The sequence below is a fragment of the Antrihabitans spumae genome (assembly GCF_043944905.1).
GTDB lineage: Bacteria > Actinomycetota > Actinomycetes > Mycobacteriales > Mycobacteriaceae > Antrihabitans > Antrihabitans spumae.
Map to the genome: position 1 here is coordinate 12,820 of NZ_JBIMSN010000084.1, position 12,935 is coordinate 25,754.

The following is a 12,935-nucleotide window of genomic DNA, read 5'->3' on the forward strand; positions in this document are numbered from 1 at the left end:
GATCCTTCTGCGAGTTCGCAACGGACGCAACTGTTGCGTGATGGATCCTGCACGCGTGGCAGGAAAGACGTGGGCGGATGATCTCGACCCGTAAGAGGTTCGTAGCAGCCAGTGCTACGGATGGACTTTCGATCGAAGCCGATGCATCGACTCCGCAACGATCCAAGGACGGGTACGGTCGCCCCCGTGCCGTATTTGGAGCGAACTGATTCCGTCTTCGTAATGTACCTGGGTGACGAGTCGGGAGGCGATACCGAAAACCGCTTCCATCCCGACTGGATAAGGCAGGTCCACGCACTCCTCGACGAGGTCGAAGCCTTCGACGGGCCGACCGCGTTGGTGACGACGGCAACCGGAAAGTACTACTCGACGGGGGCGGACGTCGCGTGGGGCGCGGAGAACCCCGGCAGGATCGACGAGTACCTGTCCGACATCCAGTTGCTGCTTGCGCGTCTGCTCACCTTCCCGGTGCCGACCGTTGCGGCATTGCAGGGGCACACGTTCGGTGCGGGCGCGTTCCTGGCAATCACCCACGACTATGTGACGATGCGCGACGACCGCGGCTTTCTGTGTTTCCCCGGAATCACGCTGGGAGTGTCGTACTCGCCGGGCACCATCGCCCTCACCTCGGCGCGATTGCCAGAACGAGCAGCACACGACGCCTTGACGACCGGACGTCGGTACGGCGGCGTCGACGCACTCGCCATCGGCTTGGTCAACGAGGTAGCGGGCGAAGCCGAGTTACTGCCCAATGCGATCCGGCACGCCGCTTCCCTGGCACACACTCGCGGGCACATCCTGGCCGAGATCAAGGAAGGTCTCTACCACCAGGCGCTGACCGGGTTGCGCGAGCCCGTTCGCGGAGTCGAAGACAAGCTGGGCGATTCGAATGTAGGGAAAGCCGCAAGCGGCTCGTGAGTCCTTTCGGTGGTCGGGCGCGCCGAAAAGACGCACGAGCGGCGGAGCCGCCGTTCAGAACGGCAGCGCTGTAGCGACCCTGTTTCTGCCCTCGAATTTGGCGCGGTAGAGAGCCTCGTCGGCAGCGGCCAACAGGTCTGCGGGATCGTCGTCCAGGTTCGGGATTCGGGACGCGACGCCCGTGCTGATGGTGACTCGGTTGCTGGTCGGCGATGCGGGATGAGCGAGGCCGAGGCCCTCGACTGTGCGCCTGAGATCCTCTGCCGCGTTGCGGGCCGCGCCGACGTCGGTGACCGGAAGCAGACCGACGAATTCTTCGCCGCCGTAACGGAATACCCGCAGTCCCGGGTAGCGGATCATGCGTCCGATCGCGCCGGAAACAGCACGCAGGCACTCGTCACCGGCAGGGTGGCCGAGGGTGTCGTTGTAGGCCTTGAAGTGATCGACGTCCATCATCAGCAACGCCAGTGGAGTCGTCGTTTGCGCCGATGATTCCCAGAGTTCGACAAGCGCGGCGTCGAAGGCCCGTCGGTTGAGAATGCCCGTCAAGCCGTCGCGCTGCGTTTGGTCCATCAGGTCGCGTTCGGTTTCGACGCGCGAGGTGACGTCGCGACCGACGGCGACGACGTAGGACACACCCTGTTCGTTGACCAGCCGCGCGAGGATTTCACAGACCGCGCTGCTGCCGTCCGCGGATTTGACGTCCCACTCGAATCGCGCGGACCCCTTTGTCGCAGCTTCGTCGAGAAATGCCTTCCACTGATCGAAGCTCTGGAAGACGGACGGTATCGCGGGATCTGTTCCCTCGACGAACGGCCATACGCCGAGCCAGGCGCGGGCAGAGTGATTGCACTCGGTGACGCGCCCTTCTACGGAGTCGATGATGAACAGCGCGTCGTCGGTCTGACTTGCCAGGCGGTAGAACAGTGCAAGTCGGCGTTGCTGATCACGTACCTCGCGTTCCAACCTGCCGCGCTCGAGCGCCCCCCCGGATCGAGCGATGGAGGATGTCTTCGTCGATCCGTCGCTTCATCAGGTAGTCGGCGGCACCGGCTTTGAGCGCCTCGATGCAGACGTTGGCGTCTTCTTCGCCGGTAAGCATCACTACGACGGGAGGATCGGATCGATCGCGGATGATCTTCAGCACCTCGAGCCCCGCGATGTCGGGGAGATCGTGGTCGAGCAGAACGCCGTCGATCGAGGTGTCGAGGGCAGCCAAACCGTCGGTCGTTGTCCCCACTTCGACGAGTTCGTAAGACTCCGGCGCAAGGCTGAGCATCCGTCGATACCGAATTCGATCGGGCAAATTGTCTTCGATGAGAAGTAGTCGCGTCATGTGTACCGCTCGCTGCGTCCATCGGCTCGAAGAACAGCCGTACGGGAGTTACCAGTGTGGGGGATGATTCTCTCGAGTTGAGGTAGTGCCAATGAGGAGGTCCGGTCGATGTCGGTGAGGTCGGGCATAGCTGCAGTGCTCGCGGCGATTGCGGTGTTGCTCGTCGGTCTGCTTACGGTGACGACGCTCCAAAAATCTACCGCCGGTGATCGTGCGACCGCTGAGAATCGTCGTGCCGAATCGATAACACTGGCAGAGGCGACCCGACAAACCTCCAACGATCTGACTCGGATGGTACGGCTATACGTGTCCACCGGTGAGTCACGATATAGCGACTATTACAACGACATCATCGCGATCAGGGACGGAACAGCTCCGCGCCCCGTCGATTACGACAACTCGTACTGGGACCGAGTGTTGGTGAAGGGTGACGGCGACGTTCGTTACGGACCGCCCGCATCACTACTCGACCTACTCCGGGCCGCGAACATCACCGATGACGAGTTCGAGGCGCTCGGCCGGGCAAAGCAGTCCTCCGACGATCTCGCCGAACTCGAACGGGATGTGATCGACGAGTATGCCTCGACGGTCACGTCGCCTGTCACGCCGGACCAACTCCCCAGAATCTACGCACTGTCGAACCGTATCGACGACTTCGACTACAACCGCCGCAAAGACGACATCATGGCGGCGATCGAGGACTTCGGCCGTCGCGTCGACGAACGAACGGCGAACGACGCTGCACGCCTCAACGACCGCAGCAACAAGTTGCTCGGCATCCAGATCGCCATACTCGTGCTGCTCGCACTGGTGAGCGCAGCGGCATTCCTGTTTGCCGAACGCCGCTTGGTTCGACCACTGCGGCGGCTCGGCGGAGTGAGCCGCGAAATCGCGAGCGGTGACTATGCCCGCCGAGCCGACACGTCGGTCGGGGTCGTCGAAGTCGACCAACTCGGGTCCTCGTTCAACGACATGGCCGACGCGATCCAATCCGATATCGAACGGCGTCGTGCCGCGGAGCGGGCCGCGCAGGAAGCGCAGCACGCAGCGGAGGCGGCCGACCAAGCCAAGAGTCAGTTCCTCGCGACGATGAGCCACGAGATCCGGACCCCACTCAACGGAGTGCTCGGTATGGCCGAAGCATTGCGCGACGGTCCGCTCGACGCCGACCAACGCGATGCCGTCGATGTCATCAGCACCAGCGGCGAGCACCTGCTGACTGTCATCAACGACATCCTCGACTTCTCCAAGATCGAGTCCGGAATGCTCGAACTCGATCCCCAAGTGTTCGATCTGCGGCGTTGCGTCGAAGACGCACTCGACGTCGTCTCGCCGAAGGCTGCGGAGAAGCGGCTCGACCTCGTGTGCGACGTCGCACCGGGAACGCCCGAGGTTGTGACAGGCGACCGGGGTCGGGTCAGGCAGGTACTCGTCAACTATCTCTCCAACGCCATCAAATTCACTGAGCACGGCGACGTGTTCGTCCTCGTCACATCGACACCGCTCGACGGCGATCGGCACGAGATCAAGATGGCCGTCCGTGACACCGGTATCGGCATCCCTCCCGATCGGATCGATCGGCTGCTTCTTTCCTTCAGCCAGGTCGATGCGTCGACGACGAGGCGCTACTGCGGCACCGGACTCGGACTGGCGATCTGCAAGAGGCTCGCTGTACTGATGGGTGGTGACGTCGCCGTCGAGAGCCACCCCGGCCTCGGTTCGATCTTCTCGTTCACGTTCGTCTGCGAGGCGAACGCAGATTGGAAACCGGTGCCGCGGCCCGACGTGTCGGCGCTGTCGGGAAAAACCCTGCTCGTCGTCGACGACAACGAAACCAATCGCCGCATCGTCCGGATCTCCGCCGAAGCGTGGGGCCTGCGCGTCGTCGACACCGGTTCGCCCTACGAGGCGCTCGGCTGGATTACCTCCGGCAGGCACTTCGACCTCGCTGCCCTCGACTATCTGATGCCGGACATGGACGGAATCGAATTGGCGACGACATTGCGTGCGACCGCTGCCGGAGCCGCTCTACCGATGTTGTTGCTGAGCAGCGTGCGTCGAACCTCCTCGCAAGCAAAGGTTTTCGACCTGGTGATGACGAAGCCCGTCCGGCGGGCCGCCTTGCTCGACTCGTTTCTCGAGCTGGTCGGGGGTGCGAAGACCTGTGCTGACGGCCACGTCCCAGCGGAGCCGTCGCAGCCAGCGTCCGAACTACGATTTCTGGGTGGCGGAAGACAACATTGCGAATCAGAAGGTCGCGGTTCGCATGTTGCGGTCGCTCGGATACGAGGCGGTCGTCGTCGACAACGGCGTGGATGCGGTCGCGCGGGTCGAGGCGGAACGATTCGATGTTGTGCTGATGGACGTGCATATGCCCGAGATGGACGGACTCGAAGCCACTCGTCGGATTCGAAGAATGCCCGTCGATCGGCAGCCACGCATCTTTGCCATGACGGCCAGCGCGCTCGACAGCGAACGAGAAGAATGCTTGGACGCTGGGATGGAGTTGCACATCTCGAAACCGGTGTCCCGCAACGCCCTCGCCGATGCGCTCGCTCAGGTCACGCCGAGTGGCGAACCTAGGACTGCTGTCGAGATCGTCGATGCAGCAACCGATGTCGGCGACAGCGGCGCAGTGATCGACCTCGCCGAACTTGCTCGATCGGTCGGCGACGAAGGTGTAGTCGAGATCGTCGAGGCGATACTGGACGGCTCCGAGCAGGCCATCGCCGATCTGGATGCAGCGCTCGAGCGAGGCGACGCACCGATAGTGCGCAGGCACGCGCACACCATCAAAACCAACACCGCGATGGTCGGCGCAGCTGCCGTATCGGACGATTTCGCCGAACTCGAAGCGCTCGCCAAGACGGGCGACCTCGGCGATGCGGGTCCGATTGCCGACCGCGCCAGGACGGGGTATGCAGCGGCGCTGGACGCAATGCGCGGGTGGCTCGTTGAAGCGGGGTCCTCGTCGTGAAAACGATGCATCTGGTGTGGCGCAACGATCGACCAGCCTCGTGGTGCGACGACCTTCGTGCCGACCTCACCGAATGGGCACGGACGCAACCGTTGTCGAGAGTGCAGCTCAATATCGCCGACGGTGCGGTAGCGAGTGCGATGTTGCGACTGACCACCTTCGACCAGCCCGTCGCGGCGGTTGTGTCGGTGTGGGCGCCCAACCCGCTCGACATCGGTCCGTTGGCGAGGCTGGCCGATCGCACTGCGGGGTACGAGGTGTCCGAGACCGTTCGGCTCGAACCTCCGACGGTCACAGTGGGAGAGCGGTCCGCAGGGCTGGCGAACATCGCAATTCTGCGCAGGCCGGCAGAGCTCGAGCACGCAGAGTGGTTGCGGCGCTGGCACATCGACCACACAGCCGTTGCCATCGAAACCCAGGCGACCTTCGGCTACATCCAGAACGTCGTGGTCCGTGGCCTCGATGAATCGGCTCCGCCCATAGACGGCATCGTCGAAGAGCAGTTCCCGATCGAAGCGCTGACCGATCCGCACGCGTTCTACGGGTCTGGCGGCGATGCCGACGAATTGATGGCACGAGTGCAGCGAATGGCGGGCTCGGTCGCGAGATTCGGCGCGGACCGAAACATCGACGTGGTGCCGACGAGCCGTTTCGTCCTGAAGTAGTCCGCCGAGTGGGCCATGGCTGTGAATCGCACTCGACCGTTGCCGCAGCGAAAGCCCACTCGGCGATGCGGTTCGCTTAAAGTCGACGCGGGATGTCGAGAACGTTCCCAGGGCTCCGACCCAATGGTGACGTGCCCGAACGGGGTGCCGATCGAAGGAGTAGACGTGAAATACATGATCATGATGTTCGGCGACGCGGCGACGATGTACGAGACCCAATCAGCCGATTACATCAAAGACATGATGACCTTCATGCACGGTTTCTACGACGAACTCGTCCAGTCCGGCGAACTCGTCGTTGCCGAAGGTTTGGTCGATTCGACGCAGGCCAAGACCGTGCGCATCCAGAACGGACTGCCTGTTGCGACCGATGGCCCGTTCGCGGAAACCAAGGAATCGCTGATCGGCTTCTGGATCGTGGACGTCGAAAACGAAGCGCGGGCAATCGAATTGACGTCGAAGGTGGTCGCTTGCATCCAGCAGCCGGTCGAACTTCGCCGCGTCGGGGACGCGCCACCGCAAGAGTGACTACCGACCGCCGGATCGAGGACTTGCTGCGTGAGCTTGCGCCGCAAGTCCTCGGCACACTTGTGCGCCGCCACGGCCAATTCGACGCCTGCGAAGACGCCGTGCAGGAGGCACTGCTCGCGGCATCACAACAGTGGCCGACCGACGGGGTTCCCGACAGTCCGAGGTCGTGGCTGATCGCCGTCGCCAATCGAAGGCTCGTTGACGAATGGCGTAGCGAAAGCGCGCGCCGTCGCCGCGAAGAGTCCGTCGGCGCAATGGAACTCACGGAACCGGCGCCGACACACGATCAGGACGACACGCTGACCCTGCTGCTTCTGTGCTGTCATCCGGCGTTGTCGGTGCCGTCGCAGTTGGCGCTGACGTTGCGAGCGGTCGGCGGTCTGACAACGGCGGAGATCGCGAACGCTTTTCTCGTCCCGGAATCGACCATGGCACAACGCATCAGCCGCGCGAAGAAGACGATCAAGACCGCTGGTGCGAAGTTCGATCTACCGCCCGATGCCGAACGCGCGGAGCGGTTGCGGGTTGTTCTGCATGTGCTCTACCTCGTCTTCAACGAGGGGTATGCGACCAGTTCGGGTCCGTCGGCGCATCGAGGAGATCTGACGACCGAGGCAATTCGATTGGCGCGCATGCTCGTTGGCCTGGTACCGGCCGAAGGTGAGGTCGCCGGTCTGCTCGCGCTGATGCTGCTGACGGATGCGCGGCGAGCCGCGCGGACCGAGCCCGACGGATCGCTCGTTCCGCTCGCCGACCAGCGGCGCGACCTATGGGATACCGACCAGATCGACGAAGGTATCGCTCTGATCAGCCGCACACTCGGCGCGACGCCGACCGGTCCGTATCAACTGCAGGCCGCGATCGCTGCCGTCCACGACGAGGCGACGAACGCGCAGGATACGGACTGGCCCCAGATTCTCGCCCTGTACGACGTGCTCGAGCGCGTTTCGCCGGGTCCGGTTGTCACACTCAACCGTTCCGTCGCCGTTGCGATGGTGCACGGACCGCGCGCGGGACTTGCCCTGCTCGGAACACTCGACGACGACGACCGGATGACGCAGTCGCACCGTCTCGACGCGGTCCGCGGCCATCTGCTCGAACTCGCAGGTGAATTCGCTGCGGCACGCGAGGCGTACCGCAGCGCATCGCGACGGACGGCGAGCCTGCCCGAACAGCGCTACCTGGCGCTGCGGGCGGCGAAGCTCAGCTAGCTGTCCGCAGACCCTTGCGCGGCTCGTCGACCGTGCCACGCAGACCGCGCAGGACCAGCGGTGCGAGCCAGGTGATGATCGACTGGTCGAACGGCAGGAAGACGGCGTGTGGCAGGCGGTTGTGGACGAAGCCGATGCTGACGCCGCTGTCGCGATCGGCATACCCACCGGAGCCCGCGAAGCCGACGTGGCCGAAGGTCCGAGTGGCGCCTGCGACGGGGAACGAGTGGTATCCGAGCCGCCAGTTGAGCGGAAGGTACAGCGTGCGGTCGTATTGGCGCGTCTGCACGTGCGAAAGCTTGCGAACCGTCTCTGCTGACAGGAACCGACCGTTGGCGGTCTCACCGTTGGATGCGAGTGCGCCGTACATCGCCGCGAGTCCACGCGCGGTGGTGGTTCCGTTGGCAGCAGGCATCTCGGTGTCGAGAATTCGGGGTCGGTCGCCGGTGAGCAGCGACTCGAATCCTGGGACGTAGACGGTCCGCATGAAGCTGCCGAGGGGTCCGGGGACACCGAGCGTGAGCGGAACAAGCTTGCGGCCGATCGGGTGCCCGAGCATGTCCACACGGCCACTGAAACCGGCCGCGGTGGTCAGCGAACCAGCGGGCGGGCGGCCGAGGTAGATGCCGTCGACACCGAGTGGTTCGGCGATTTCCGTCCGGTACAGCTCGGCCATACCTTTGCCGGTGATGGATCGCGCTATGCCTGCGAGCAGCCAGCCGTAGGTCAGGGAGTGGTAGGTCGGGGTGCCGAGCAGGCGACCGGGCTTTGCCGCTGCGAGGCGTTCTTCCATCAGTCGAAAATCGAGAACTTCGTCGACGTTTTTTGCGATGCGCGACATGTCGTACAAACCAGCGCGATGGGTCAGCACGGTCCGGACGGTGATCTTCGATTTGCCGTTGGCGCCGAATTCGGGCCAGTACTCGGCGACCGGTGCGTCGTAGTCGATGAGGCTACGGTCTGCGAGGCGGTGAATGACCGTTGAGGCGATGCCTTTGGTGGCGGAGTACGGCATTGCGCCGGTGTTCTCTCCCCACGGTTGCGTTCCCGCATTGTCCGACGTTCCGGCCCAGACATCGACGACCGGCTCGCCATGTACGTATACAGAGAGCGCGCCACCGCCACGATGGCGGGCAAACAACTGACCGAAGGCTTTTACAGCTGTCGCGAACCTCGGGTCCGCCGAGCCGCGCACTCCGCCTGGCAGATCCCCCGACTCGTGCTTCGGGGCCTTGGGAGCCATCGACAACTTGCCCATTCGTTATCACCTCAGATGCCAAATCCGCGATCCTCATTGATCGCGGGTGGATGTCAGTGTGACACATGGCGGCCGGCGAGGCAGCTCACGGTTCGGGATCATATCGACGCAGGTTTGTGATCTGAGTCTCACCGAATTGACCTGGATTCGCCCACGTCAGCGCTCGTCGCGCACACTTGGCGCGTGCAGAGTGTCGAGGGGCTGTTCAACGGGATGCGCCGCCGCCCGGATATCGAGGCGGCGAACCTGCACGCCGTCGACGCAGCTGACCGACTACTGCTCGACGTTGCGGCGGAAGCTCTCGCCACGACCACTCCCGGCGGTGTCGCAGTTATCGGAGACAACTTCGGAGCGTTGACGCTCGGTCTGGCGGTGCAGCACGGCATCTCGGACATCCGGGTGCATCAGGATCCGTTGACCGGTGTGCTCGCGCTCGCTGCCAACGCTGCCGATGCGGGCCGCTCCGATTGCTATCGATCGCTGCGTCTCGGCGAGGAATTACTCACCGGCGCAACGGTTGTGCTGATGCGACTACCACGCGGACTGGCCGAACTCAGCGAGATCGCAGACGCAGTCGCCCGGTACGCGTCGAAGGATGTGACGGTCTTCGCCGGTGGTCGAGACAAACATCTGACGCTGGCAATGAACGGCGTCCTCGGTCAGGTATTTGCCAGCGTCACACCGAGTCTTGGCAGACAGAAATCCAGGGTCCTGGTCGCGAAGGACCCGAAATCGCTTGGTATAGAACCGTTTCCCGTCACCGAGGTGATCACTGACCTTGGTCTGACCGTCGTCGCGCACGGTGCCGCGTTCTCTGGCGCAAAGCTGGATATCGGTACGCGGTTCCTGCTCGATTTCGTCCCACGTATGCGAGATGCCGACCTCGTCGTCGACTTGGGCTGCGGCACTGGGATTCTCGCTGTCGCACTGGCGCGTCACCGCCCGGACGCGGCAGTCGTTGCAACCGATCAGTCCGCCGCTGCGGTCGCATCGGCGATCGCGACTGCCGATGCCAACGGGGTAGGGGATCGTGTGCAGGTCGTCCGTGACGATGCGATGGCGTCGATCGCAGACGGCACCGTCGACCTGATCGTGTGCAATCCGCCGTTTCACCTCGGTGCCGCTGTACATACCGGCGCAGCGGTCAAGATGTTCGAGGCCGCCGGTCGAGTATTGCGACCTGGCGGCGAGCTGTGGACGGTCTACAACGCCCACCTGAACTACCGGGGCATGCTCCAGCGGCTCGTCGGTCGCACCGACGTCGTCGGCCGCAACCGAAAATTCACTGTGGCCAGGTCGATCAGCAACGGCAGACGACTGACGCATTGACTGTGTAGCCGGTAGAGTCCGAATTGTCCGAACGCGAGTGGGAACTCGGATCGGGCCATGCACGTTGAACAAAGTAGTTAACGCTTGTTTCTCGAGCCACAAGAAGGGATGTGTACGGTGCGTACCACCAGCAACCCGGTGTTCCGTAACCTGCCGCAAGGTCAGCAGGGCGGCGGATACGCCAATTTCGGTTCTGCTGCGGCCGGCGCCGGCCAGTTCGCCAATCAGTACGGTCAGCAGGCGCAGCCTGATCCCTGGCTGAGGCAGCCGGCTTCGCGGGCGATGACGATCGACGACGTCGTCACCAAGACCGGCATCACGCTCGGCGTTCTGTCTGCCGTAGCGCTCGTTTCCTACCTTGCAGTCAGCTCCAACCCCGGTCTCGGCGGCATGCTGATCGCGGTAGGTGCCATCGGCGGGCTCGTTCTTGCATTGATCGCCATCTTCGCCCGGAAGACCGACAACGCCGCACTCGTCTTGAGCTACGCAGCCTTCGAGGGCGTTTTCCTCGGCGCGCTGTCGCGGGTCATGACAAGCGTCGACTTCGGCTTCAGCGGCGGCGCGGGAGTTATCGGCCAGGCGGTCCTCGGTACGTTCGGCGTGTTCTTCGGCATGCTGGTCGTCTACAAGACCGGCGCGATTCGCGTCACCCCACGATTCACGAGGATGCTGATCGGCGCCATGATCGGCGTGGTCGTGCTGATGATCGGCAACCTGATTGCCGGCTTCTTCACCCCCGGCGGCTTCGAGCTTCGCACCGGTGGCCCGCTCGCCATCATCTTCAGCCTCGTCTGCATCGCGATCGCAGCCTTCAGCTTCCTGCTGGACTTCGACGCAGCCGACCAGCTGATCCGCGGCCAGGCGCCCGAGAAGGCAGCCTGGGGCGTTGCATTCGGCCTGACCGTCACCCTGGTCTGGCTCTACATCGAGATCCTGCGTCTGTTGAGTTACTTCAACAACGATTAGCTCAGCCGGTCGAAAAGCCCCGAGGGAATTGCTCCTCGGGGCTTTTCGGTGTCTGCGTTCGCTTACCTGCGAGGTAATCGCCTGATCTACCTGGTTCGACCACGATCGAGAGTGTCAGAAAGTGGTTTCGAATCGATGGATCAAGGACGAACACAATGACTGCTTACGCCGTAGCCAACCTGACCAACGTTCAGCTCGGCGATGGAATCGTCGAATACCTGCAGCGGATCGACGCAACCCTCGCGCCGTTCGAGGGCAAGTTCCTCATCCACGGCGGAACGCCGAAGATCACCGAAGGTGAGTGGCACGGAACGCTCATCGTCATCGCGTTTCCCGACGCCGACCATGCCGAGGGCTGGTACGACTCCGCCGCATACCGCGACATCCTGCACCTGCGGACCGACAACTCGGACGGCGACGCCTTCCTGATCGAAGGCGTCGACGCCGATCATCGTGCGACCGATGTGCTCGTCACGGCCTGAGACTGCGCGCTACTCAGGAAAGGCGCTCCAGCACCATCGCCATACCCTGGCCGCCGCCGACGCACATGGTCTCGAGGCCGAACTGCTTGTCGTAGGTCTGCAGGTTGTTCAGCAGCGTCGCGGTGATGCGAGCGCCCGTCATGCCGAACGGATGGCCGAGCGCGATAGCGCCGCCGGAGACGTTGAGCTTGTCTTCGTCGATCTTCAGTTCGCGAGCGGACCCGATCACCTGAACGGCGAAGGCTTCGTTGATCTCGACCAGGTCGATGTCGTCGATCGTCTTGCCCGCGAGTGCGAGGGCCTTCTTCGACGCCTCGATGGGACCGAGGCCCATGATCTCGGGGGACAAACCGGTGACGGCTGTCGACACGACGCGGGCGAGCGGCGTGAGGCCGAGTTCCTTGGCCTTTGTGTCGCTCATGATGATCAGCGCAGCGGCACCGTCGTTGAGCGGGCACGCGTTGCCGGCCGTGATGGTGCCGTCCGGCCGGAAGACCGGCTTGAGCTGCGAGATCTTCTCGTAGGTCGTGCCCGCGCGGGGGCCGTCGTCCTTGCTGACGACCGTGCCGTCGGCGAGGGTGACCGGTGTGATCTCACGGTCGAAGTGGCCGCTGTTGATCGCCTCTTCGGCGCGGTTCTGCGAGCGGACGCCCCAGTGGTCCTGCTCTTCGCGAGAGATCCCGGTGAGCTGGGCGACGTTCTCGGCCGTCTGTCCCATGGCGATGTACGCGTCGGGGATGACGCCGTCTTCACGCGGGTCGTGCCAGGTGACGCCACCCTGCGCGGCCGTCGCGGTGCGGGCCGCAGCATCGGCGAACAGGGGGTTGTGGGTGTCCGGCCAGGAGTCGGAGGTGCCGCGGCCGAAGCTCGACACCGTCTCGACACCCGCCGAGATGAAGACGTCGCCTTCGCCGGCCTTGATGGCGTGCAACGCCATGCGTGTGGTCTGCAGCGACGACGAACAGTAGCGGGTGATCGTCGTACCGGGCAGGAAGTCGTAGCCGAGCTGGATCGCGACGATGCGCGCCAGGTTGTTGCCCTGCTCGCCGCCGGGCAGACCGCAGCCGAGCAGCAGGTCGTCGATCTCGGTCGGGTCGAGCTCGGGAACCTTGTCCAGCGCTGCGCGGATCATCTGAGCGGTCAGGTCGTCGCCGCGCATCGACACGAGCGACCCCTTACCAGCGCGGCCGATGGGGGAACGGGCAACGGAAACGATGACGGCTTCGGGCATGATCGCAACTCCTCGAGCTTGGGGACTGGCG

At 63.8% G+C, this 12,935-nt stretch carries 12 protein-coding genes and 2 pseudogenes; 10 read left to right on the forward strand and 4 right to left on the reverse strand.

Annotated elements, in window-relative coordinates; genetic code table 11:
• Nucleotides 1-186 precede the first annotated feature (186 nt).
• The gene (locus ACHIRB_RS18970) at nucleotides 187-918 is read left to right on the forward strand and encodes an enoyl-CoA hydratase/isomerase family protein (protein WP_395114691.1); all 732 of its coding nucleotides are present in this window, start codon (nucleotides 187-189) and stop codon (nucleotides 916-918) included.
• Between the two features lie 54 nt (nucleotides 919-972).
• Here ACHIRB_RS18970 and ACHIRB_RS18975 read toward each other — a convergent pair whose 3' ends face one another.
• Nucleotides 973-1,884 (reverse strand): GGDEF domain-containing protein, encoded by a 912-nt coding sequence (locus ACHIRB_RS18975; protein ID WP_395125544.1) that lies wholly within the window; start codon nucleotides 1,882-1,884, stop codon nucleotides 973-975.
• A complete protein-coding gene (locus ACHIRB_RS18980; RefSeq protein WP_395125543.1) occupies nucleotides 1,865-2,254 on the reverse strand; it encodes a response regulator in 390 nt (129 codons plus the stop codon). Before ACHIRB_RS18980 ends, ACHIRB_RS18975 begins: the two co-directional genes overlap by 20 nt.
• 684 nt (nucleotides 2,255-2,938) lie before the next feature.
• Here ACHIRB_RS18980 and ACHIRB_RS18985 point away from each other — a divergent pair.
• From ACHIRB_RS18985 to ACHIRB_RS19010, 6 genes and pseudogenes are all read left to right on the forward strand, one after another.
• Nucleotides 2,939-4,366: pseudogene (locus ACHIRB_RS18985) on the forward strand (ATP-binding protein); the annotation flags it as partial.
• Between the two features lie 154 nt (nucleotides 4,367-4,520).
• Nucleotides 4,521-4,748, forward strand: a pseudogene (locus tag ACHIRB_RS18990) (response regulator); the annotation flags it as partial.
• 30 nt (nucleotides 4,749-4,778) lie between these two features.
• Complete coding sequence (locus ACHIRB_RS18995) at nucleotides 4,779-5,231, forward strand: Hpt domain-containing protein (protein ID WP_395125553.1); 453 nt, start codon at nucleotides 4,779-4,781, stop codon at nucleotides 5,229-5,231.
• 5 nt (nucleotides 5,232-5,236) lie between these two features.
• Nucleotides 5,237-5,896: a hypothetical protein gene (locus tag ACHIRB_RS19000; RefSeq protein WP_395114793.1), complete on the forward strand. Its 660-nt coding sequence runs from the start codon at nucleotides 5,237-5,239 to the stop codon at nucleotides 5,894-5,896.
• A gap of 174 nt (nucleotides 5,897-6,070) precedes the next feature.
• A complete protein-coding gene (locus ACHIRB_RS19005; protein ID WP_395114795.1) occupies nucleotides 6,071-6,424 on the forward strand; it encodes a YciI family protein in 354 nt (117 codons plus the stop codon).
• Nucleotides 6,421-7,638: an RNA polymerase sigma factor gene (locus tag ACHIRB_RS19010; RefSeq protein WP_395114697.1), complete on the forward strand. Its 1,218-nt coding sequence runs from the start codon at nucleotides 6,421-6,423 to the stop codon at nucleotides 7,636-7,638. The genes ACHIRB_RS19005 and ACHIRB_RS19010 overlap by 4 nt, the downstream gene beginning before the upstream one ends.
• Here ACHIRB_RS19010 and ACHIRB_RS19015 read toward each other — a convergent pair.
• Nucleotides 7,631-8,896, reverse strand: coding sequence for a serine hydrolase domain-containing protein (locus ACHIRB_RS19015; protein ID WP_395114699.1), 1,266 nt, complete (start codon nucleotides 8,894-8,896; stop codon nucleotides 7,631-7,633). The genes ACHIRB_RS19010 and ACHIRB_RS19015 overlap by 8 nt on opposite strands.
• A gap of 213 nt (nucleotides 8,897-9,109) precedes the next feature.
• On the opposite strand from ACHIRB_RS19015, the gene ACHIRB_RS19020 reads away from it, so the two are divergent.
• The 3 genes from ACHIRB_RS19020 (at nucleotide 9,110) to ACHIRB_RS19030 (ending at nucleotide 11,673) form a co-directional block, all read left to right on the forward strand.
• Complete coding sequence (locus tag ACHIRB_RS19020) at nucleotides 9,110-10,225, forward strand: class I SAM-dependent methyltransferase (RefSeq protein ID WP_395125552.1); 1,116 nt, start codon at nucleotides 9,110-9,112, stop codon at nucleotides 10,223-10,225.
• A 117-nt stretch (nucleotides 10,226-10,342) separates the two neighbouring features.
• On the forward strand, nucleotides 10,343-11,191 hold the full coding sequence (locus ACHIRB_RS19025; protein WP_395114700.1) for a Bax inhibitor-1/YccA family protein: 849 nt from the start codon (nucleotides 10,343-10,345) through the stop codon (nucleotides 11,189-11,191).
• Nucleotides 11,192-11,346: 155 nt separating this feature from the next.
• Nucleotides 11,347-11,673 (forward strand): DUF1330 domain-containing protein, encoded by a 327-nt coding sequence (locus ACHIRB_RS19030; protein ID WP_395125542.1) that lies wholly within the window; start codon nucleotides 11,347-11,349, stop codon nucleotides 11,671-11,673.
• Between the two features lie 13 nt (nucleotides 11,674-11,686).
• Here the strand turns inward: ACHIRB_RS19030 and ACHIRB_RS19035 are convergent, their stop codons facing one another.
• A complete protein-coding gene (locus ACHIRB_RS19035; RefSeq protein WP_199708426.1) occupies nucleotides 11,687-12,904 on the reverse strand; it encodes an acetyl-CoA C-acetyltransferase in 1,218 nt (405 codons plus the stop codon).
• Nucleotides 12,905-12,935 lie beyond the last annotated feature (31 nt).

Bases quoted from the DNA above. Each gene is read 5' to 3' on its own strand.
- ACHIRB_RS18980 (WP_395125543.1), bottom strand. From the start codon at position 2,254: ATGACGCGACTACTTCTCATCGAAGACAATTTGCCCGATCGAATTCGG.
- ACHIRB_RS19000 (WP_395114793.1), top strand. From the start codon at position 5,237: ATGCATCTGGTGTGGCGCAACGATCGACCAGCCTCGTGGTGCGACGAC.
- ACHIRB_RS19005 (WP_395114795.1), top strand. From the start codon at position 6,071: ATGATCATGATGTTCGGCGACGCGGCGACGATGTACGAGACCCAATCA.
- ACHIRB_RS19015 (WP_395114699.1), bottom strand. From the start codon at position 8,896: ATGGGCAAGTTGTCGATGGCTCCCAAGGCCCCGAAGCACGAGTCGGGG.
- ACHIRB_RS19020 (WP_395125552.1), top strand. From the start codon at position 9,110: ATGCGCCGCCGCCCGGATATCGAGGCGGCGAACCTGCACGCCGTCGAC.
- ACHIRB_RS19030 (WP_395125542.1), top strand. From the start codon at position 11,347: ATGACTGCTTACGCCGTAGCCAACCTGACCAACGTTCAGCTCGGCGAT.
- ACHIRB_RS19035 (WP_199708426.1), bottom strand. From the start codon at position 12,904: ATGCCCGAAGCCGTCATCGTTTCCGTTGCCCGTTCCCCCATCGGCCGC.